At 65.1% G+C, this 18,941-nt stretch carries 18 protein-coding genes; 12 read left to right on the top strand and 6 right to left on the bottom strand.

Going from position 1 to position 18,941, the window contains the following annotated elements; all coding sequences use genetic code 11:
* Positions 1-11: 11 nt before the first annotated feature.
* The gene (locus ACTEK7_RS25000) at positions 12-1,022 is read right to left on the bottom strand and encodes an aldo/keto reductase (RefSeq protein ID WP_036027041.1); all 1,011 of its coding nucleotides are present in this window, start codon (positions 1,020-1,022) and stop codon (positions 12-14) included.
* A 297-nt stretch (positions 1,023-1,319) separates the two neighbouring features.
* Complete coding sequence (locus ACTEK7_RS24995) at positions 1,320-1,745, bottom strand: PaaI family thioesterase (protein ID WP_036014328.1); 426 nt, start codon at positions 1,743-1,745, stop codon at positions 1,320-1,322.
* Between the two features lie 70 nt (positions 1,746-1,815).
* Between ACTEK7_RS24995 and ACTEK7_RS24990 the strand changes: the two genes are divergently transcribed.
* Both ACTEK7_RS24990 and ACTEK7_RS24985 read left to right on the top strand, forming a co-directional pair.
* Complete coding sequence (locus tag ACTEK7_RS24990) at positions 1,816-2,442, top strand: NUDIX hydrolase (RefSeq protein ID WP_225147327.1); 627 nt, start codon at positions 1,816-1,818, stop codon at positions 2,440-2,442.
* A 56-nt stretch (positions 2,443-2,498) separates the two neighbouring features.
* Positions 2,499-3,716 carry a hypothetical protein gene (locus tag ACTEK7_RS24985; protein WP_225147328.1) on the top strand — a complete coding sequence of 406 codons (1,218 nt, stop codon included), beginning with the start codon at positions 2,499-2,501 and terminating at the stop codon, positions 3,714-3,716.
* A 202-nt stretch (positions 3,717-3,918) separates the two neighbouring features.
* On the opposite strand, the gene ACTEK7_RS24980 is transcribed toward ACTEK7_RS24985, so the two are convergent.
* Complete coding sequence (locus ACTEK7_RS24980; protein WP_036014324.1) at positions 3,919-4,224, bottom strand: hypothetical protein; 306 nt, start codon at positions 4,222-4,224, stop codon at positions 3,919-3,921.
* Positions 4,225-4,416: 192 nt separating this feature from the next.
* Here ACTEK7_RS24980 and ACTEK7_RS24975 point away from each other — a divergent pair, with 192 nt between their 5' ends.
* From ACTEK7_RS24975 to ACTEK7_RS24955, 5 genes are all read left to right on the top strand, one after another.
* Positions 4,417-4,896: a hypothetical protein gene (locus ACTEK7_RS24975; protein WP_225147329.1), complete on the top strand. Its 480-nt coding sequence runs from the start codon at positions 4,417-4,419 to the stop codon at positions 4,894-4,896.
* Positions 4,897-5,240: 344 nt separating this feature from the next.
* Positions 5,241-6,188 (top strand): TAXI family TRAP transporter solute-binding subunit, encoded by a 948-nt coding sequence (locus tag ACTEK7_RS24970; RefSeq protein ID WP_036027036.1) that lies wholly within the window; start codon positions 5,241-5,243, stop codon positions 6,186-6,188.
* A 162-nt stretch (positions 6,189-6,350) separates the two neighbouring features.
* On the top strand, positions 6,351-8,471 hold the full coding sequence (locus tag ACTEK7_RS24965) for a TRAP transporter permease (RefSeq protein ID WP_036039900.1): 2,121 nt from the start codon (positions 6,351-6,353) through the stop codon (positions 8,469-8,471).
* Entirely contained in the window at positions 8,432-8,845 is a 414-nt protein-coding gene (locus ACTEK7_RS24960) for a DUF1850 domain-containing protein (RefSeq protein WP_225147330.1), read from the top strand. The genes ACTEK7_RS24965 and ACTEK7_RS24960 overlap by 40 nt, the downstream gene beginning before the upstream one ends.
* A 96-nt stretch (positions 8,846-8,941) precedes the next feature.
* Positions 8,942-9,748, top strand: a complete 807-nt coding sequence (locus tag ACTEK7_RS24955; protein ID WP_225147331.1) for an SDR family NAD(P)-dependent oxidoreductase — start codon at positions 8,942-8,944, stop codon at positions 9,746-9,748.
* A gap of 77 nt (positions 9,749-9,825) precedes the next feature.
* Here the strand turns inward: ACTEK7_RS24955 and ACTEK7_RS24950 are convergent, their stop codons facing one another.
* On the bottom strand, positions 9,826-10,161 hold the full coding sequence (locus ACTEK7_RS24950; RefSeq protein WP_225147332.1) for a putative quinol monooxygenase: 336 nt from the start codon (positions 10,159-10,161) through the stop codon (positions 9,826-9,828).
* A 151-nt stretch (positions 10,162-10,312) separates the two neighbouring features.
* Here ACTEK7_RS24950 and ACTEK7_RS24945 point away from each other — a divergent pair, with 151 nt between their 5' ends.
* The 4 genes from ACTEK7_RS24945 (at position 10,313) to ACTEK7_RS24930 (ending at position 14,773) form a co-directional block, all read left to right on the top strand.
* A complete protein-coding gene (locus ACTEK7_RS24945) occupies positions 10,313-11,554 on the top strand; it encodes an FAD-binding protein (RefSeq protein WP_225147333.1) in 1,242 nt (413 codons plus the stop codon).
* Positions 11,554-12,876, top strand: coding sequence for a glycolate oxidase subunit GlcF (gene glcF / locus ACTEK7_RS24940; protein WP_225147334.1), 1,323 nt, complete (start codon positions 11,554-11,556; stop codon positions 12,874-12,876). Before ACTEK7_RS24945 ends, glcF begins: the two co-directional genes overlap by 1 nt.
* An 85-nt stretch (positions 12,877-12,961) precedes the next feature.
* Complete coding sequence (locus ACTEK7_RS24935; RefSeq protein ID WP_036039910.1) at positions 12,962-13,321, top strand: hypothetical protein; 360 nt, start codon at positions 12,962-12,964, stop codon at positions 13,319-13,321.
* A gap of 438 nt (positions 13,322-13,759) precedes the next feature.
* Positions 13,760-14,773 carry a TorF family putative porin gene (locus ACTEK7_RS24930; RefSeq protein WP_036027050.1) on the top strand — a complete coding sequence of 338 codons (1,014 nt, stop codon included), beginning with the start codon at positions 13,760-13,762 and terminating at the stop codon, positions 14,771-14,773.
* 140 nt (positions 14,774-14,913) lie between these two features.
* Here the strand turns inward: ACTEK7_RS24930 and ACTEK7_RS24925 are convergent, their stop codons facing one another.
* Positions 14,914-16,665 (bottom strand): ABC transporter ATP-binding protein/permease, encoded by a 1,752-nt coding sequence (locus tag ACTEK7_RS24925; RefSeq protein WP_225147335.1) that lies wholly within the window; start codon positions 16,663-16,665, stop codon positions 14,914-14,916.
* A 387-nt stretch (positions 16,666-17,052) separates the two neighbouring features.
* On the opposite strand from ACTEK7_RS24925, the gene ACTEK7_RS24920 reads away from it, so the two are divergent.
* Positions 17,053-17,451, top strand: coding sequence for an META domain-containing protein (locus ACTEK7_RS24920; RefSeq protein WP_057027626.1), 399 nt, complete (start codon positions 17,053-17,055; stop codon positions 17,449-17,451).
* A gap of 125 nt (positions 17,452-17,576) precedes the next feature.
* Here the strand turns inward: ACTEK7_RS24920 and ACTEK7_RS24915 are convergent, their stop codons facing one another.
* On the bottom strand, positions 17,577-18,782 hold the full coding sequence (locus ACTEK7_RS24915) for a hypothetical protein (RefSeq protein WP_225147336.1): 1,206 nt from the start codon (positions 18,780-18,782) through the stop codon (positions 17,577-17,579).
* Positions 18,783-18,941 lie beyond the last annotated feature (159 nt).

Genomic DNA, 18,941 nt, shown 5'->3' with positions numbered 1-18,941 from the left:
GAAGGCCCCCCTCACGCCGTCCGCGCGCGGCGGCCTTCGATCGGATAGGCCGGATCATTGTAGCCTGGCGTCGAGGGATGGCCTGGCGTCACCAGGCGGTCGATCAGCGCCTCGTCCTCCGCGGTGAAACGATAATCGAGCGCGCTGATGTAGCCGTCCCATTGCTCCTCGGTGCGGGGACCGGCGATCACCGACGAGACGAAGGCGGAGTTGAGCACCCAGCCGACCGCGAACTGGCCGGCGGTGATGCCTTTCGTCTCGGCGTGAGCCTTGATCTCCTGCGCAAGCTGGAGCGATTCCGGCCGCCATTCGGTCTGCATCATGCGGGTGTCGTTGCGCCCCGCGCGCGTCTCCTTGTCGGGCGCTGCATCCACCCTGTACTTGCCGGTGAGCACGCCGCGCGCAAGCGGGCTGTAGGGCACGATGCCGAGACCGTAATAGGCGCAGGCCGGAAAGTGCTCGACCTCCGGCATGCGGTTCATGGCGTTGTAATAAGGCTGGCTCACCGCGGGCCGGTCGATGCCGAGCCGGTCGCAGATGTTGCAGATCTCGGCGACGCGCCAGGCGCGGTAGTTGGAGACGCCGAAATAGCGCACCTTGCCGGCGTGGATCAGGTCGCTCATGGCGCGCACCGTCTCCTCCAACGGCGTGGCATGGTCTTCCTTGTGCAGATAGTAGATGTCGATGTGATCGGTGCCGAGCCGCATCAAGCTCTCGTCCGCCGCCTGCAACACCCAGCGCCGCGACAGCCCGCCGCGATTGGGATCGTCCCCCATGGGGTTTGCGAGCTTTGTGGCAAGCACCCAGGCACCACGATTGCGCGCGATGGCGCGGCCGACGACCTCCTCGGAGGCGCCTTTGGAATAAGCGTCCGCTGTGTCGATGAAATTGATCCCGGAATCGCGTGCCTTGTCGATGATCCGCTTCGACGTGGCCTCATCGGTCGGCCCGCCGAACATCATGGTGCCCAGGCAAATCGGCGAGACCTTGAGGCCGCTGCGGCCGAGCTGGCGGTATTGCATGGGCGAGTCCTCGATGTTGGTGGACGGCAGCATAGCCAGCAAAGTCCGTCATTGCGAGCGCAGCGAAGCAATCCAGAGATGTGTCCGCGGAGGGATGCTGGATTGCTTCGCTGCGCTCGCAATGACGGTGGGGCACGTTTGCGCCTCACATTCAGTGTCATCGCCCGCGAAGGCGGGCGATCCAGTACGCCGAGACAGTCGTGATCGATCGAGGGGCCGCGACGTACTGGATTCCCCGCCTTCGCGGGGAATGACGGCTGCGGGTGTGGCGCGCAGCAGCGCCGGCCTGATCGCCCGCTACCCCGGCCCCTTCAAGATCTTGAACACGCCGTTCGCCATCACGATGCAGCGGTCGTCCACGGTCACCTCGGTGCTCATGAAGATCAGGCTGCGGGTCGAGCGCACCACGCGCGGGCGGGAGATCAGGGTGTCGCCGATCTGGCCGGCCTCGACGAAATGGGTGTCGAGCTGCACCGTCGCCAAGTACTCCTTGCCGGAGACGTAACGGGCCGTCATGCCGCAGGTGCGATCGGCGAACGTCATCATCACGCCGCCCTGGACCATGCCGCGGCGGTTGTGGTGCTTGTCCTCGGTCGCGAGCGCGAACTCGTAATGACCGTCGACCTTGCGCTCCCACAACGGGCCGATCAGATGCAGGAAGCCCGTGGTCTCCAGGATGCTCCAGCCCTCTGATTTCAACCTTGCGGCGGCCTTGCTGGTCATGTCGTCGTTCGTCCTTGCAACGCGATGTCTCCTCGTTTCATCAGATGCAGTCCTGGTGTAGTCAAGCATCATGAGAACGTTCGACGATGCCACCAGACGGAATATCGCAGAGGCCTGCGCGGCCTTCGCGCGGCTGCCCGACACAGCCGAGCCGTCGGCGCTGAAGCGCGCCGCGGTGGTGCTGGCGCTAACCGAATCCGACGACGGTGGCGACACCGCCTTCCTGCTCACCAGGCGCGCCTCGCACCTGCGCGCCCATCGCGGCCAATGGGCGCTGCCCGGCGGACGCTGCGATGCCGGCGAGACGCCGGTCGAGGCGGCGCTGCGCGAGCTCGACGAGGAGCTCGCACTCGCGCTGTCAGCCGATGCGGTGCTCGGCCTGCTCGACGATTATCCGACGCGCTCGGGCTATCTGATCACGCCGGTCGTGGTCTGGGCGGCCGATAGTGCTGCGATCCGCCCGAACCCGGACGAGGTCGCCTCCGTCCATCGCATCGCGCTGGCCACGATCGAGCGCGACGATGCCTTCGATTTCACGGAGATCCCCGAGAGCAACCGCCGCGTGATCCGCTTCCATCACCAGATGAGCCTGATCCATGCCCCGACCGCGGCGCTGATCTACCAGTTCCGCGAGGTGCTGGCGGGGCGGCACACCCGCGTCACCGACCTGGAACAGCCGGTCTTCGCCTGGACGTGACGATGGTAAACGGCGCGTTAACGCGACGGTTACCGGATGCCTGCTAAGAAGGCAGCATGCATCATTCGATTCGAAATAAATTGGCGCTGGTTCCGCTCGCGCTCGTCCTGATCTCGCCTGCGGCGCGCGGCGCCGAGGCCGACGCGCTGTCGCCCGCCGTTCGCAATGCCAACGCCCAGCTGCTGTCGCAGTTTTTCGCGCAAGGCGCGGGGGCTTCGCCGGCCGTGCTCGAATATCGCCGCAAGCTCGCGGAATATCAGGCCGCGCGCGCCGCCTTCGATGCCGAGGCCGGCGCCTATTGGAGCCAGATCTCGGAGAAGCGGAAGGCCCGCAACGCCAAGCGGCGCAATGGGCAGCAGATCACGCTCGATGACTACGTGCTGGAGCATCCGCCGCTCTATACCGGGCCGAAGAAGCCGGTGAATCCGGAGCCGGAGGAAACGCCGGATCGCCCCGCGAGAAGACCGATCCCCGTGGTCGCCGATTTCCTGCGTGCGGCGCAGGAACTCTACCAGTTCACGCCGCAACGCCCGTCCAGCGAGCTCGAGTTCAAGCGCGCCTATGCGCGCTACGCTCTGGCCCATGGCCTGACGCGCGAGCAGGCGGTGCGGGTCTATTCGTTCGAGACCGGCGGCACCGGCAGTTACGACGTGCAGGCGGGCATCGAGCATGGCGGCAAGCGCGCGATCTCGACCGCGATGGGCTACAACCAGCTGCTCACCACCAACAGCGTCGAGCTGCTCGCCGAGCAGGGCCATGAACTGATCCGCGCGCTGTCCGAGAAGGTGACGCGCACATCTGGACCGGCGCGGCATGCGCTCGAGCACAAGCTCACTGTCCTGAAGAAGATGGTGGCGCACGCGAAGTCGGTGCCCGATACCTGGTCGGAGCACGAGAAGATGGGCGCCACCCCGCAGGGCTGGGCCATGCATGCGATGGTGCTCGACGTTGACATCGGACCGATGCTGCAGACCCACAAGCTGCTGACTTCGGTGCATTTCGCCCGCGCCAAGGGACACTCGCGCCCGCTGTCGGCGGCCGAGCTCGAGATGATGAACCTCACCGGCGACGGCACCGGCCTCGACATGGTGACGATGCCGCAAGCGATGCGCGAGCGGGTGCCGACCTCGAATTTCTTCCAGCGCGGCGGCTATGAGCGCAACCCAGTCGCGATCCGCCACAACACGGTGGCGAAGCTGCTGGCCGTGACCGACGAGCGCATGGACGTGAACAGCGGCAAACCCGGCGCAAGGGAATTGGCAGGGGCGTTCTAGGACGCTGGCGCTTTCTTCACCTCTCCCCGCTTGCGGGGAGAGGTCGGATTGCATCGTCAGATGCAATCCGGGTGAGGGGGTACAGGTCCCTCGACGATCTCATGCGTGGAGAGAGGCCCCTCACCCCAACCCTCTCAGCGCGAGCGAAGCTCGTCGCGGCCCTGTAAGAACGGGGCGAGGGAGCGCACCGTGATCGCAGCTTCTACTGATCCGGCCCGAACTTGAACTTGCCGTCACCCTCCAGATACGGGCCGGTGCGCATGTAGAGCTGGCCGTTCTGGCCGATGAAGAACAGTGTGCCCTTGGGTACCTTCTTGGCGCCCTTCAAGAGCTCGCCGGCGTTGCTGGTGCCCATCTTGTAGGAATAGGTCTTGCCCTCCCTGTCGTAGGCGTAGCCGGTGTCGGTCTTCAGCTCCCAGGGCGTCGCTGCGGTTTGCGCCAATGCGGGCGCTACCAATGCGCCGAGCGCGGCTGCGAGTGCAAATGTCTTGATTGAAAATGCCGTCATCCCATCCTCCCAAGATCGGGACATTCCATGATTGAACAAATCACGAACGATGCGTCCCGGTCAACTTGCGACGCGCCGCAGCGCATCACGTCTTGCCCAGCAGTTTGTGATTTTCCCTTCGTCCCCTCGCGACTATGTTCCGCTTTCCGTCTAGAACGCAACTCGACAAAAATATTGGTGGGGATGATTCGAATGAACCTAGTCGTCAAAGCCTGCTCGGCTGCCGCGCTGTTGCTCACGGCGCTGGCGCCGGCCGCCCAAGCCGATGACTACCGGCTCAGCCACAACCAGCGGATTTCGTGCAGCCGCGGCCTTGCCCCGGGCAAGCTGAACACGGCGACCTGCAAGTCCTACACCTATCTCTTCAACACCAAGACCTCGGAATATTTCCGCTGCCAGGTTTCCCTGGCGCTGACCCGCGACAACAAGGAGGTCATCAACGTCCAGACCGACGGCGGCTGCACCAAGAAACCGCGCATTTTCGAGACCGACGGCAAGTACGATTTCGACGCCACCGAGACCGAGCCGCCGAACACCAATTCGTTCTTCGGCCCCGGCGGCTATTCGGTCTGGGCCGCCGACGTCGGCGCGCAGAAGGTGCGCGGCTGCATCACCATCTCCTCCGGCCTCGGCTCCGACATCTCCAAATGCCTGGACATGACGTTCCAGTGAGCGAGCGCTCGATAGCCACTGCGTAGACGGTGCGCTCCCTGCCCCGCCTACGGGGGAGGGCTGGGGAGAGGTGTCTCCGCATCGGGACAATCTCCTAGAGGAGAAAACCCTCACCCGCGCCTTCGGCGCGACCTCTCCCGCAAGCGGGAGAGGTGACCGAGCAAGCCGCTCCGACTCGAACCTAACGCGACTCCAGTCCCGCTGCGCCACCTCGCCGCACCGTCCGGTTCCCAAAAACCCAGCGGGAACGGCCCTTTGCCGCAGTCCTGTTTTGCCTTTTGGATGGGTTGACCCGCATCCCTCATCCGGCCAATTTCGCCGCCGGTTTGGGGAGAACAACAACCATGAAACGGACGATTTTCGGCGCGGCCGCGGCTCTGGCTCTGGCGGCGTCGGCACCTTGCGCCCAGGCGCAATCCTTCATCAACGTGCTGACCGGCGGCACCTCCGGCGTCTACTATCCGCTCGGGGTCGCGATCGGAAAGATCTACGGCGAAAAGATTCCGAACGTGAAGACGCAGGTGCAGGCCACCAAGGCGTCGGTCGAGAACCTGATCCTGCTGCAGCAGGGCCGCGGCGAGCTGGCGTTCACGCTGGGCGACTCGCTGAAAGCCGCCTGGGAGGGCGAGGAGGAGGCGGGCTTCAAGACCAAGCTCGACAAGCTCCGCACCATCGGCGCGATCTACCCGAACTACATCCAGATCGTCGCGACCGCCGACAGCGGCATCAAGACGCTCGCCGACCTCAAGGGCAAGAGCCTGTCGGTCGGTGCACCGAAGTCGGGCACCGAGCTGAACTCCCGCGCGATCCTGGCCGCTGCCGGCATGAGCTACAAGGAGCTCGGCAAGGTCGAATATCTGCCGTTCGCCGAATCCGTCGATCTCATGAAGAACCGGCAGCTCAACGCCACGCTGCAATCGGCCGGGCTCGGTGTCGCCTCGCTGAAGGACCTCTCGACCTCGAGCCCGATCACGGTGGTGTCGGTGCCGAAGGAGACCGTCGACAAGATCGGCCCGCCCTTCGTGGCGGCGACTATTCCGGCCAACACCTATACCGGCCAGGACAAGGACGTGCCGACTGCGGCCGTGATCAATTATCTGGTCACGAGCTCCGCCGTCTCGGACGATCTCGCCTACCAGATGACCAAGCTGGTCTATGAATCGCTGCCCGAACTCGTCACTGCGCACGCGGCCGGCAAGGAGATCAAGCTCGAGACCGCCGCCACCGGCAGCCCGGTCCCGCTGCACCCCGGCGCGATCCGCTATTACAAGGAAAAGGGGCTGATCAAGTAATCAGCTCCTGTCGTCGGACGTCATGGCCGGGCTTGTCCCGGCCATCCACGTTCTGCGGCTGTGCATGGAAGTTTCGTGGATGCCCGGGACAAGCCCGGGCATGACGGCTCGGGACATACCGTGCCAATGCTACAAGCGCTCGACGATTGGGGATGGGCTGAGATGCTGGAAAAGGCAGAGGGGACTGAGATCGCGCCCGACAAGGTCAAGGTCGAGTTCGACAATTTCGAGCATGGCTTCCCAGAAGGCTTCGGCCCGGGCTGGTGGGGCCGGCTCGCCTACTGGATCGGCATCGCGTTCGCGATCTTCCAGCTCTACGTCGCCGCCTTCAACTATCTGCCGAGCCAGGTGGTGCGCGGCGTCCATGTCGGCTTCCTGCTCCTGCTCACCTTCGGCCTGATCGCCAACTTCACCGCGAAGAGCAATTTCGGCCGTGCGCTGGGCTGGGCGATCGGCGCCGCCGGCTTCTACTGCGGTCTCTACCAATGGATCTTCTATGCCGACCTGATCGCGCGCGATGGCGATCCGACCAGGCTCGATCTCGCCGTCGGCACCCTACTCGCGGTGCTGATCTTCGAGGGCACGCGGCGGCTGATGGGCGCGGCGCTGCCGCTGATGTGCGGTGCGTGTCTCGTCTATTGGTTCTTCGGTCAGTACCTGCCGTCGCCGCTCAACCATCGCGGCTATGATTTCGACCAGATCGTCACGCATCTGTCGTTCGGCACCGAAGGCTTTTACGGCGTGCCGGTCTACGTCTCCGCGACCTACATCTTCCTGTTCATCCTGTTCGGCTCGTTCCTGGAGCGCGCCGGCATGATCCAGCTGTTCACCGATGTCTCGCTCGGCCTGTTCGGCCGCACCCGCGGTGGACCTGCCAAGGTCGCGGTGTTCGCCTCGGGCATGATGGGGACCATCTCCGGCTCGGGCGTCGCCAACGTCGTCACCGTCGGCCAGTTCACGATTCCCTTGATGATCAGGTTCGGCTACCGCCGCGCCTTCGCGGCCGGCGTCGAGGCGACGGCCTCGATGGGCGGCCAGATCATGCCGCCGGTGATGGGGGCGGTCGCCTTCATCATGGCCGAGACGCTCGGCGTGCAATATTCGGAGATCGTCAAGGCCGCCGCGATCCCCGCGATCCTCTATTTCGCCTCCGCGTTCTGGATGGTGCATTTGGAAGCCGGCAAGCACGGCCTGGTCGGCATGAAGCGCTCGGAGATCCCGAGCGCCTGGAAGGCGCTGGTGACGCGCTGGTACCTCGTGCTGCCGCTCGCGGCGCTGGTCTACATGCTGTTCGAGGGTTTTACGCCGCTCTATGCCGGCAGCATGGGCCTTGCGCTCACCGTGACGCTGATCCTCGGTACCGCCATCACGACGGGCGCCTCCTCGAACGTGATCCGGACCATCTTCTGGGTCGGGCTCGCGCTCGTCGTCGCGGCATTGTCGCGCGACGGCCTCCAGATCGTGCCGGTCGCGACCGTCGTGGTCGGCCTGATCGTGATCACGGCGTTCGTGCGCGGCGGCTTTGCCGCCTTGCGCGCCTGCCGCGATGCGCTGGCCGAGAGCGCGAAATCCGCCATCACCGTCGGCATGGCCTGCGCGATCGTCGGCGTCATCATCGGCATGATGTCGCAGACCGGCGTCGGCACCATTTTCGGCGGCTGGGTGATCGGGCTCGGCGAGAAGAGCCTGTTCCTGGCGCTGGTCATGACCATGCTGCTGTCGATCCTGCTCGGCACCGGCATCCCCACCATCCCGACCTACATCATCACCGCCGCGCTCGCAGCTCCCGCGCTGGCCAAGCTCGGCGTGCCCTTGATCGCGAGCCACATGTTCGCATTCTATTACGGCATCATGGCCGACCTCTCGCCGCCGGTGGCGCTCGCCGCGCTTGCGGCCGCGCCAATCGCCAAGGAAAACCCGGACAAGATCGGCTGGGAGGCGATGCGCATCGCGCTCGCCGGCTACGTCATTCCCTTCATCTTCGTCTATTCGCCGGCCTTGATGCTGCAGGCCGGCGATCCCATGGCGGCCAAGCTCGGCTTCTACGGCGCGGTGGCGCTGGCGAGCTTGAAGGCGCTGGTGGCGATCGGCCTGTTCGGCATGGCCGCGATCGGCTTCCTGTTCACGCGGCTGACGCTGATCGAGCGCCTGGTCGCGCTCGGCGCCGCGTTCTGCCTGCTCGGCGAATTCCCCTTCAGCGACACTGCAGGCTTCGTGCTCGCCGCCGCGCTGGTGCTGTGGCAATGGCGGCAGCGTCCGCCGGCGCCGGTCGAGGCGGTGTGAGCCTCTGTCTTGCGACAGCGGGCGGCGTGAAAGCGCTGACGCTGTCCGCGTTCACGCTTGTCTGGACGCATTCGATCGCGAAGGTCGAATGGCAGGAAGACTGGCGCCTCACGCCCGCCGGCCTCGAGCTGGTGCAAGCCCGCGTCAAGGGCACCGGCCCCGGCATGGAGCCGCCGGCCGCGGCGCGGCTGGTCGACGGCTGGTTTCAATGGCGGCCGCAGCGTGCGCCGATGCCGGAATTGGTGCTCGGCGATTCCGGCGCGGCCGGAGAATGGCGACTCTGCCATGACGGGACGTGCCGGACATTGTCGGAGATTGTCGGGCATCCCATTGGTGCTAACGTGACCACGTTGAGCGTCTGCAAAGAACCGTAGCCCGGATGGAGCGGAAGCGTAATCCGGGACCACTGCCCCGGATTGCGCTGCGCTCCATCCGGGCTACAAGAAGAACAACAACACGGGAGACACGCGATGGATCGGCTCAAGGGCAAGGTTGCGATGGTGGTGGGGGCCGGCTCGATCGGTCCCGGCTGGGGCAACGGCAAGGCGACCGCGGTGACCTTTGCGCGCGAGGGCGCGCAGGTGTTCTGCGTCGATCGCAACGGTGCCGCGGCCGAGGAGACCGCCAGGATCATCAGCGGCGAGGGCGGCAAGGCGATTGCGTTCACGGCCGACGTGGCGCGGCCTGCCGAGATCGAGGCGATGGTCGCGGCGTGCCTCAAGGCCTATGGCCGCATCGACGTGCTCGACAACAATGTCGGCATCGCCGAGATGGGAAGCGTGGTGGAGGTGAGCGAAGACAGCTGGGACCGCGTCTTCAGCGTCAACCTCAAGAGCGCCTATCTCGCCATGAAGCACGTGATCCCTGTTATGGTGAAGCAGGGCGGCGGCTCGATCATCAACATCTCCTCGATCGCCTCGATCCGCCACATGGGCATCTCCTACGTTACCTACGGCGCCTCGAAAGCGGCGATGAACCAGATGACGCGCACCACAGCGATCGAGTTCGCGCGCCATCACGTCCGGGTCAACGCGATCCTGCCCGGCCTGATGAAGACGCCGATGGTCGAGCACTCCGCCGGCCTCGCCGCCAGCTACGCCAAGGGCGATGTCGAGGCGATGTGGCGCGCGCGGGACGCCCAGGTGCCGATGGGCCATATGGGCGATGCATTCGACGTCGCCAACGCCGCGCTGTTCCTGGCCTCGGACGAGTCGAAATACGTGACGGGCATCGAGCTCGTTGTCGACGGCGGAATCACGTGCAAGGCCGGGGCTTGATCAGCCCCAGCTTGCACGCAGCCCGCCGCTGCGAGTCATAGTCGATAGCCCTGTCTTGCAAGAAGGAAGCAGATCATTCACAGCAAGGTGTATTGCGCGCGTTCGCGCCTGGCGAGCAGCGGCAGCGCCTGTTCCGCGATGTAGCTCTTGAAATGCGCGCTCTCCTGGTGGGCCCTGAAGGCGGCTTCGTCGCGGAACAACTCGTAGAAGAGGAACTGGGCCGGATTGTCCTTGGCGCGCGAGATCAGGAACAGCTTGACGCCTGGCTCGCGCTGCGCCTGAGGGAGGAAGCCGCGCAGGATTTCAGCAACCCGGTCGACCTCTTCGGCCTTTGCTTCCCATTGCGCCACGACGAGAAGTCCGCCGCCGATGGCCGGGTGGCCGGTCTGTTGATTCATTGCCTGTTCGGTCATGATGGAGCTCCCTGAGAATGCTCCATTCGATAGCGCAGCTCTGGGCGACAATGGTTCGATGAAGATCGTAGTTCGAATGTCGCCGAACGGCCCGACGTTCCGTCGTGGGTCGAATTGATTTCCTGCGCGAATTTCGCTACCGCCTTTTCCCGTGGATACGCTCAAGGTCAGAGACGCCAAAGACGTCGAAGAGGTGGTGCGCGCGGCGATCGCGAGCGAGCAGCCGCTCGAGATCATCGGCCATGGCGGCAAGCGCGGCATCGGCCACGCCATGGCGACCAACGCCGTGCTCGACGTCTCCGCGCTCAATGCCGTCACCGCCTACGAGCCGAGCGAGCTCATCATCACGCTCCAGGCCGGCGCGCCGCTGGCCGACGTGCTGGCGCTGATCGACGCCAAGAACCAGCAATTCGCCTTCGAGCCTGTAAACACCGCCCCGCTGCTCGGCACGACGGCAACAGGCACCATCGGCGGCATGATCGCGGCAGGGCTCGCCGGGCCGCGGCGGATCCGGGCGGGCGGAGCGCGCGACCACCTGCTCGGCGCGCATGCCGTCTCGGGTTTCGGCGACAGCTTCAAGACCGGCGGCAAGGTGGTGAAGAACGTCACCGGCTACGACCTCTGCAAGCTGCTGGCGGGGTCCTGGGGCACGCTGTCGGTGATGACCGAGGTCACGCTCAAGGTGATGCCCAAGCCCGAGGCCGAGCGGACGCTGTTGCTGCGCGGGTTAGATGATGCCGCCGCCAACAAGGCCATGACTGCGGCGCTGGGCTCGCCCTTCGACGTCTCCGCCGCCGCGCATCTGCCGAAATCCGCACTCCGGGCCGGGACCGAGGGGCTGGGCGACATTGCGGGCCAAGGCGAGGCCGAGGCGCTGACCGTGCTGCGGCTCGAGGGCATCACCGCGTCCGCTGCGCACCGCGCCGGCTCGCTGCGCCAATTGCTGGCGCCGTTTGGAACCGCGACGCTGATCGAGGACGTGGCATCCACGGCCCTGTGGAGCGCGATCCGCGACGTGCTGCCGTTCGCGGCGAGCGGCGCGCTCGGCGCCTGGCCGGTCTGGCGGATCGTCTGCCCGCCGGCCTCGGGCGCGGCGCTGGGCACGCAGCTGGCGCGCGAGACGGGGGGCGATGTGATCTACGATTGGGGCGGCGGCCTGATCTGGGCGGCGCTCCCGCCGAAGCCGGACGCGCATGCCCCGGCGGTGCGTGCGCACGCGAACGCGGCCGGCGGGCATGCCACGCTGATCCGGGCGACTGATGATGTCAGGCGCGAGGTCGACGTGTTCCATCCGCAGGCGCCGGGGATTGCCGCGCTGAGCGAGCGGGTGCGCGCCAGCTTCGATCCGAAGATCATTCTCAACCGGGGGCGGCTCACGCGGAGCGCTGGCTGATGAAGACCGAATTCTCACTCGCGCAGCTCGCCGACCCCGATATCGCGGAAGCCGACAAGATCCTGCGCGCCTGCGTCCATTGCGGCTTCTGCACCGCAACCTGCCCGACCTATGTGCTGCTCGGCGACGAGCTCGATAGCCCGCGCGGCCGCATCTATCTGATTAAGGAGATGCTGGAGAAGGACCAGGCGCCGACCGCCGACGTGGTCAAGCATATCGACCGTTGCCTGTCGTGCCTTGCCTGCATGACGACCTGCCCCTCGGGCGTGAACTACATGCACCTGGTCGATCAGGCCCGGGTGCAAATCGAGCAGCGCTATCGGCGGCCGCTGACCGAGCGGCTGCTGCGCCAGGTGCTGGCCTTCGTCTTGCCGGACCCGCAGCGCTTTCGCGTCAGTATGTGGCTGGCGCGGCTCGCCCGTCCGCTCGGCGTCTTGCTGCCGACACCCCGGCCTGCGGCGACGCCGGGCTTGATCCAGCGCATCAAGGCGATGCTGGCGCTGGCGCCGGACCGGCTGCCGCCCGCAGGACCCGCCGCCGGCAGCGTGTTCGCGGCGCTGGGCAAGAAGCGCGGCCGTGTGGCACTGCTCCAGGGCTGCGCCCAGCAGGTGCTGGCGCCGCGCATCAACCAGGCCGCCATCAGTCTCCTGACCCGCCACGGCATCGAGGTCGTCCTTGTCAGGGACGAGCAATGCTGTGGCGCGCTGACCCATCACCTCGGCAACGACCAGGATGCGCTGGCGCGGGCTCGCGCCAACGTCGCGGCGTGGCGGAAGGAAATGGTCGGCGAGGGGCTCGATGCCATCCTGGTGACGACCTCCGGCTGCGGCACGGTAATCAAGGATTACGGCTATCTCCTGCGCGAGGACACAGCGTTCGCGGCCGATGCTGCGAGGGTCTCGGCGCTTGCCAAGGACATCACCGAATACGTCGCCGGCCTCGAGCTTGCGACGGCGGCGCGAGCGGACGACATCGTCGTCGCCTATCACTCCGCGTGTTCGTTGCAGCATGGACAGAAAATCACAGGCCTTCCGAAAGAATTGCTTTCCAAGAATGGATTCGTGGTGAAAGATGTGCCCGAGAGCCATTTGTGTTGCGGTTCGGCGGGGACCTACAACATTCTCCAGCCCGAGCTTGCGGGTCGGTTGCGTGATCGCAAGGTCGCCAACATCGCGAGCGTCAAGCCGGACATGATTGCCGCGGGCAATATCGGCTGCATGGTGCAGATTGCCAGTGGCACGTCAGTTCCGGTCGTACACACGATTGAGCTTCTCGATTGGGCGACGGGCGGGGCGCGGCCGGCACTGAACGCGCAGGTTTGAGCTTTCAGGAGCCCGAACTGTCCTCCCGAGGTGACGACTGAAGACGCCCGATCAAGCATTGTTCGGCGGCAACAGGAGGACCACGATGGCGAAAGCGAAGAAGAAGAAAAGCAAGAAGGCCAAAAAGGCCAAGAAGGCCGTAGCGGCGAAGAAGTCCGCGAAGAAGGCGACGAAGAAGAAGGCGGCCAAGAAGACCGCCAAGAAGTCTGCCAAGAAATCTGCCAAGAAGGCCGCCCCGAAGAAGGCTGCCAAGACGACCGCAAAGAAGTCGGCGGCCAAGAAGGCTGCTCCGAAGAAGGCCGCGAAGAAGGCGGCACCGAAGAAGGCGAAGGCAGCGCCTGCTCCGAAGCCGTCGGCACCGGCGGAGACTCCCGCGCCCGCCGAGACAAGCTGGGCGATGCCTTCGTCTTCTGCGGAAGCGGCGCCGGCCGAGGGGCAGGGCTAGGAAGGCGGTCTCTCATCGCCTTCGGACTGTCACTCGGGATTGTTACTTGGGATTGTTACTTGGGATTGTAACGAGAAGGCCGCGGCACCCCGGTGCTGCGGCCTTTTTGCATCGCGGAAGCCGCCCTTGGCGGCTGGCGCTCCGGGCCCACCCTGATTCGTAGCGAAGGTGTCACGCCGCCTGGCGATCCCCGGGTTTACACGGGTCTGCACTGCACCTTGGAATGCAAATAATGTGATCGAGAAGCCACACAGCCTGACAACCTTTCGTGAATTCGTCAAAACGCCTAAAAAGTCGGCAGATGCCCGTGCTTTTTGCTTCACGGTTCCTGTCCATCGATCCAAATTGCCGCAGTGACGCAATTTTGCAGGTAGGCCGCATGCCCCGGGGGGCTTCCGGGGGCGACTGCTAAGTAAGAACGGGTAGATGGGGATCGAAATGAAAAAAGTGGCTTTGTTGGCAACGGCGCTGGCAATGGTGACGACGGGTTCGGCGTTCGCGGCAGATCTGCGCGTGAAGGCATTGAAAGCCCCGCCGCCCCCGGCGTTCGATCCTTGGGATATCGCCTTCGGCGGCGGCATCATGAGCGATTACGTCTTCCGCGGCATCACCCAGTCGAACCATAAGCCGGCCGTCACGGCCTATTTCGAGCCTCGCTACAACGTCACCAAGGACTTGCAGCTCTACGTCGGTACGTCCGCCTCGAGCATCTCCTTCCCGAACCGCGCTGCGGCGGAAGTCGACTTCTACGGCGGTATCCGCCCGACCTTCGGCATGTTCGCCTTCGACTTCGGTCTTTGGGGCTACCTCTATCCGGGCGGACAATGCTTCGGCTCGCAGTACACATTGGCTCAGGGCAATTGTGGCGGCGACATCGATTACTCGCAGGGGGCAATCGGCCTTCCGATCAACGGCAACTTCGCCAAGAAGGACGCCAGCTTCTTCGAAGCCTACGCCAAGCTGAACGTCGTCATCAACGACCAGTGGACGGTCGGCTTCAACGAGTACTACTCGCCGAACTTCCTGAACCTCGGCGCCTGGGGCAATTACGCCTCGATCACGGCCAAGTGGACCGCCCCGAGCACAATCTTCGGTGCCAGCGGCGTCGGCATGTACGTGTCGGGTGAGTTCGGCCGGCAGTGGTTCGGCACTTCCGACATCTTCTACGGCATCGCGGGCGATCCGGTTTATGCGAACGGCATCAAGGAGCCGAGCTACAACACCTGGAACGTCGGCGTCGGCTTCACCTACAAGGTGTTCACGCTCGATCTGCGCTATCACGACACCGACCTGAACAAGGGCGACTGCAACGCCTTGACCAGCGATCACACCGCGAAGTTCACCGGAAGCTTCACCCCCATCAACCCGGGCGGTTTCGGCTCCAACTGGTGCAGCGCGGCCGGCGTGGCCAAGCTCTCGTTCGACCTGACGGCGATGAGCAATCTGAAGTAAGCTTCTTCCCGAACGACTTCGCGAGGGCGGCAGGGCAACCTGCCGCCCTTTTGCTTTTCTCCACGCCGTCATGGCCGGGCTTGACGCGTGTATGGAGTGACGACTCGAACTTGATGATCAGCGGCTACCCAGCGCTCGCCTCAGCGCGCGGCGCTCGGCTCCGCCGCAGTCCGCTCGCCGCCGACGACGTGGATCGCACCGTCCTTCACCAGCGCCACCTTGCGGGTGTGGAAGACATCGAGCGTCGAGCGGTGGCCGATCGAGACGATGGTGGCCTGCGGCAGTCTCTCCGCCAGCAGCCGGTAGAGCCGGGCTTCCGACGGCTCGTCGAGCGAGGCGGTGGCTTCGTCCAGGAACAGATAGTCCGGCGCATGCAGCAGCGCGCGCGCTAGCCCGAGACGCTGCTGCTCGCCGAGCGAGAGCATCCTGTTCCAGTGGCCGTCCTCGTCCAGCCGCTCGGCGAGATCGGGCAGCCCGACCGCGATCAGGGCCTCGCGGACCTGCGCGGCGTCGAACGCGCCCGGCGCTGCCGGATAGACCACGGCATCGCGCAACACACCGACCGAGAAATAGGGCCGCTGCGGCAGCATCATCAGCTTTGCCTTTTCCGGGACCACAACCGTGCCGGTGCCGAACGGCCAGATGCCGGCGATGGCCCGGAACAGCGTGGACTTGCCGGAGCCGGACGGTCCGGTCACCAGCACGCGCTCCGAGGCCTGAATGGTGAAGGCCTTCGCGGCCACCAGCGGCGTGCCGTTGGGCAGGTTCACGCAGAGCTGCTCGAGGTCGATATGGCGGCCGGCGACCTCCAGCGCGATGGCAGGCTCATGCGCCGGCAGATTGACCGCCGAGGCGACCGACATCTCGAAGCCATCGAGACGGGCAACCACCGCACGCCATTCGGCCAGGGATCGGTAGGCGCTCACGAAGAAGGACAGGGCCTTCTGCACGCTGCCGAAGGCGGAGCCGGTCTGCACCATCCCTCCAAGTTGAATCTTACCGGCAAAATAGGCAGGCGCGGTGAGGATGAAGGGGAAGATCACGGCGGCTTGGGAATAGCTCGCCGTGAAAGCAGTCAGACGCTTGGTCCGGCTCATGATCGCGTACCAATTGCCGACGACATAGCCGTAGCGGTGCAGCAGTCGTTCGCGTTCGGCGCCTTCGCCCTTGAGCAGTGCGATCTGTTCGGAGTTCTCGCGCACGCGGACGAGGTTGAAGCGGAAGTCGGCCTCGTAGCGCTGCTGCTCGAAGTTGAGATTGACCAGAGGCGAACCGATCCAGTGCGTGAGCGCGGTGCCGAAGATCGCGTAGACGAGCGCCGCCCACACCAAATAGCCGGGGATGGGAAAGTCGAGGCCCGAGATATGCAGCGGTGCCGCGTTCGACAGCCCCCACAGAATGACCACGAACGAGAGCAGCGTGACGATCGAGGAGAGCAGCCCGATGCCGATATTGAGAGTCTGCTCGACGAAACTCCTGACGTCGTCGGTGATGCGTTGGTCCGGGTTGTCGGCCGCATCGCCCTTGAGCTGCATCCGATAGTGGGTCGCGCTATTCAGCCATTCGCCCAGATAGTGACGCGTCAGCCATTGCCGCCAGCGAATCTGGAGCCACTGATTGAGATAGAGCTGGTAGACGGAAAGCGCGACGCTGGCGCTCGCGAGCAGTGTGAAGACGCCCAGCTCCCAGACGAAGCCGTTCCAGTCGCGCTCCTGGAGATAGTTGTAGAAGCGGCTGTACCATTGGTTCACGAGCACATCGATGGCGACCAGCAGCAGTTCGATCACGATCACCGCGGCGAGCAGGCCGCGGCCGGCCCATTTGTCCTCTGACCGGAAATAAGGGATGGCGATTCGCCAGACGATCGCGAGCGTGGCGCGGATGTTGTTCACAGAGCTGGATCTCCTCAGGGGATGTGCACGATGCCCAGAGCCAAATAGCTGAGGCGATGGCGGAAATGGGCGCGCTTAGACTAAAGTCGCAAGTTCTGCAATTTGCGTTGGATTGTCGCAGCCAGCAACCCTAGCATGGTGCCCGCCGGTGCGGGGCAGGGTGCTCCGGGATTTCGCGACCTTGTGAGCGGCCGGGAACCGCCGGATGCGCGAGAACTTCGCGCCGCGGCTGCAACTGGCTGCCGATCGCTTTCTCGTTCGGCGTGGTCTTCGAAGGCGCCCCGGGCTTCGCCGTGCCGGTGCGCCTGCATCGACCATGCGCGAACCTTCTCAACGCCCCCGCCGTCTCATAGAAGGTGCGGCAAGTCAGGTCGGTCGAGAGGTCTCATGGTTTCGTTCCAGCGATTGGTGTGTGCGGCGGTTGCAATGTTCGCGATGTCCACACACGCGCGTGCCCAGGAGGGGTTTCCGTTCGGCACCGAGATGACGCTGGAGGCGTTGCCGCAGGCAGGCTCGAAGCGGATTCCCAACATCGAGATCGGCGACAATGGCGAGGTCGTGCTGGAGCTCTGGTGCAAGGGCGGCAAGGGCCAGTTCTCGGTCGCCGGCAACACCGTGATCTTCGTGCCCGGCCAGATCCAGAACCGCAACTGTCCGCCGGCGAGAGCGCAGGCCGACGACGAGCTCGTCGCAGCCCTCGGCAGCGTCGAGACCTGGAAGCGCCAGGGCGACGTCCTGACGCTGATCGGCCCGAAGCCGCTGCGCTTCAGGACGACGGGGAATTAGGCCTCTGTCATTCCCCGCGAAGGCGGGGAATCCAGTACGCCGCAGCCTATCGATTCCATCGCTGCTGTCTCGGAGTACTGGATCGCCCGGTCAAGCCGGGCGATGACAGCGGTGGCTGTCTCAGCCTACTTCCACACCGACTTGTCGGCGTCCCAGCGCTGGCCCTTCAGCTCCTTGACGAGCGCCTCGATCGAGCCGTTGTCGTCGGGCAGATCGCCTTCTTCGTCGAGGCTGGCATCGTCGGACAGATTGAGCCTGGCACCGCTGCCCTCGTCGGCCGTCGTGGTCGCCGGGCTGCCGATCCAGAGCATGAGCTTGTCGGTGGTGCCCGGCTTGTCGGGCGAGACCAGGCCTGCAACCTCGATCGTGTCGGTGAGCTCGAGCGCCGGGAAGTCCTGGTTCGGCCGCTTGAACACCAGCTTGAGCCTGCCGGTGGCCGGGTTGAAGTTTTGCGTGACCGGCTTTGCTGCGAGCGTCCTGCTCAGCACGCTCGCCACCGCCGTTGCAAGCTTGCCCTTGTTGATCTTGTCGCCCTCGCGCCAGTCGGCCGCAGGGAAGCGGATGGTGCGGTCCATCTCGGTCATGCCCGCGGTCCAGCCTGCGGCGGTGACGCCCGGCATTGCCTTGAACTTCGCCAGCAGCGCGCCGGCGCGCTCGGGATCGACCGACATGGTGATGGTCTGCTCGCCCGCGCGCAGCGCGTCGCAGCCGACATTGAGGCTCGCCAGCGTCACCTCGACCTCCTGGCCCTTCAGGCTCTTCAGGAAGTCGGTCGCGGCGTCGAGCTTGACCTTGACCGCGATCGCTTCCGGCGAGACGTCGGTGAAATCCTTCGGCTGCGGCGTGATGCCGTCGTCGGAGGTCTGACTGTCCAGGAATTCCTTTTCGCTGAGATCGGAATTGTCCGGCGAGGTCACTTCGGTCACCGCCTGGCCAATCGCGATCTGGCCGCGGAACTCGAACATGTCGCCGGACTGCTTGCGCGTCAGCTTGACGCTGACCGGCGACTTCTCACTGATGCTCTGCGTCGTTCCGGTCAGCGTTTGGCCGGCGACCTGGAGGTTGACGACGAAGCGGTCCTTGCGGTCGGAGTTCTTCGCGATGGGGTAGCAGACGTCGAGCACCGCCGCGCTCAGCGTCTTGCCCTGGCGCGTCTCCTTCAGGATCACGTCGGCATTGCCGTCCATCAGCCCGTCCATCGCGGTGAAATAGCGCGTCTCGGTTCCCCCCGGCGCGGTCGCCTTCGGCGACAGCTTCATCTGGGCGGAGGCCTGCGGTGGAACGGCGAGCAGGGCCAGAACGGCCGTGGAGCAAACCAGAAGCGCACGCATCGATGACATCCTCGCGCAACGGCCATGATCCGGAAAGCGTGAAGCGGTCTCTAGGATCATGCCCAAACAATCAGAATCGGCGCGCCACCGTAGTGGGTTTTGGCCGCTGGTTGAATCGGAAAGCGAAACGGGCAGGGTCGGCAAAAAAGAAGGCCGCCC

The organism is Bradyrhizobium sp. JHI2711 (genome assembly GCF_056156565.1).
Note: the sequence above shows the minus strand (reverse complement) of the source record. Positions and strands in the feature narration are given on the sequence as shown.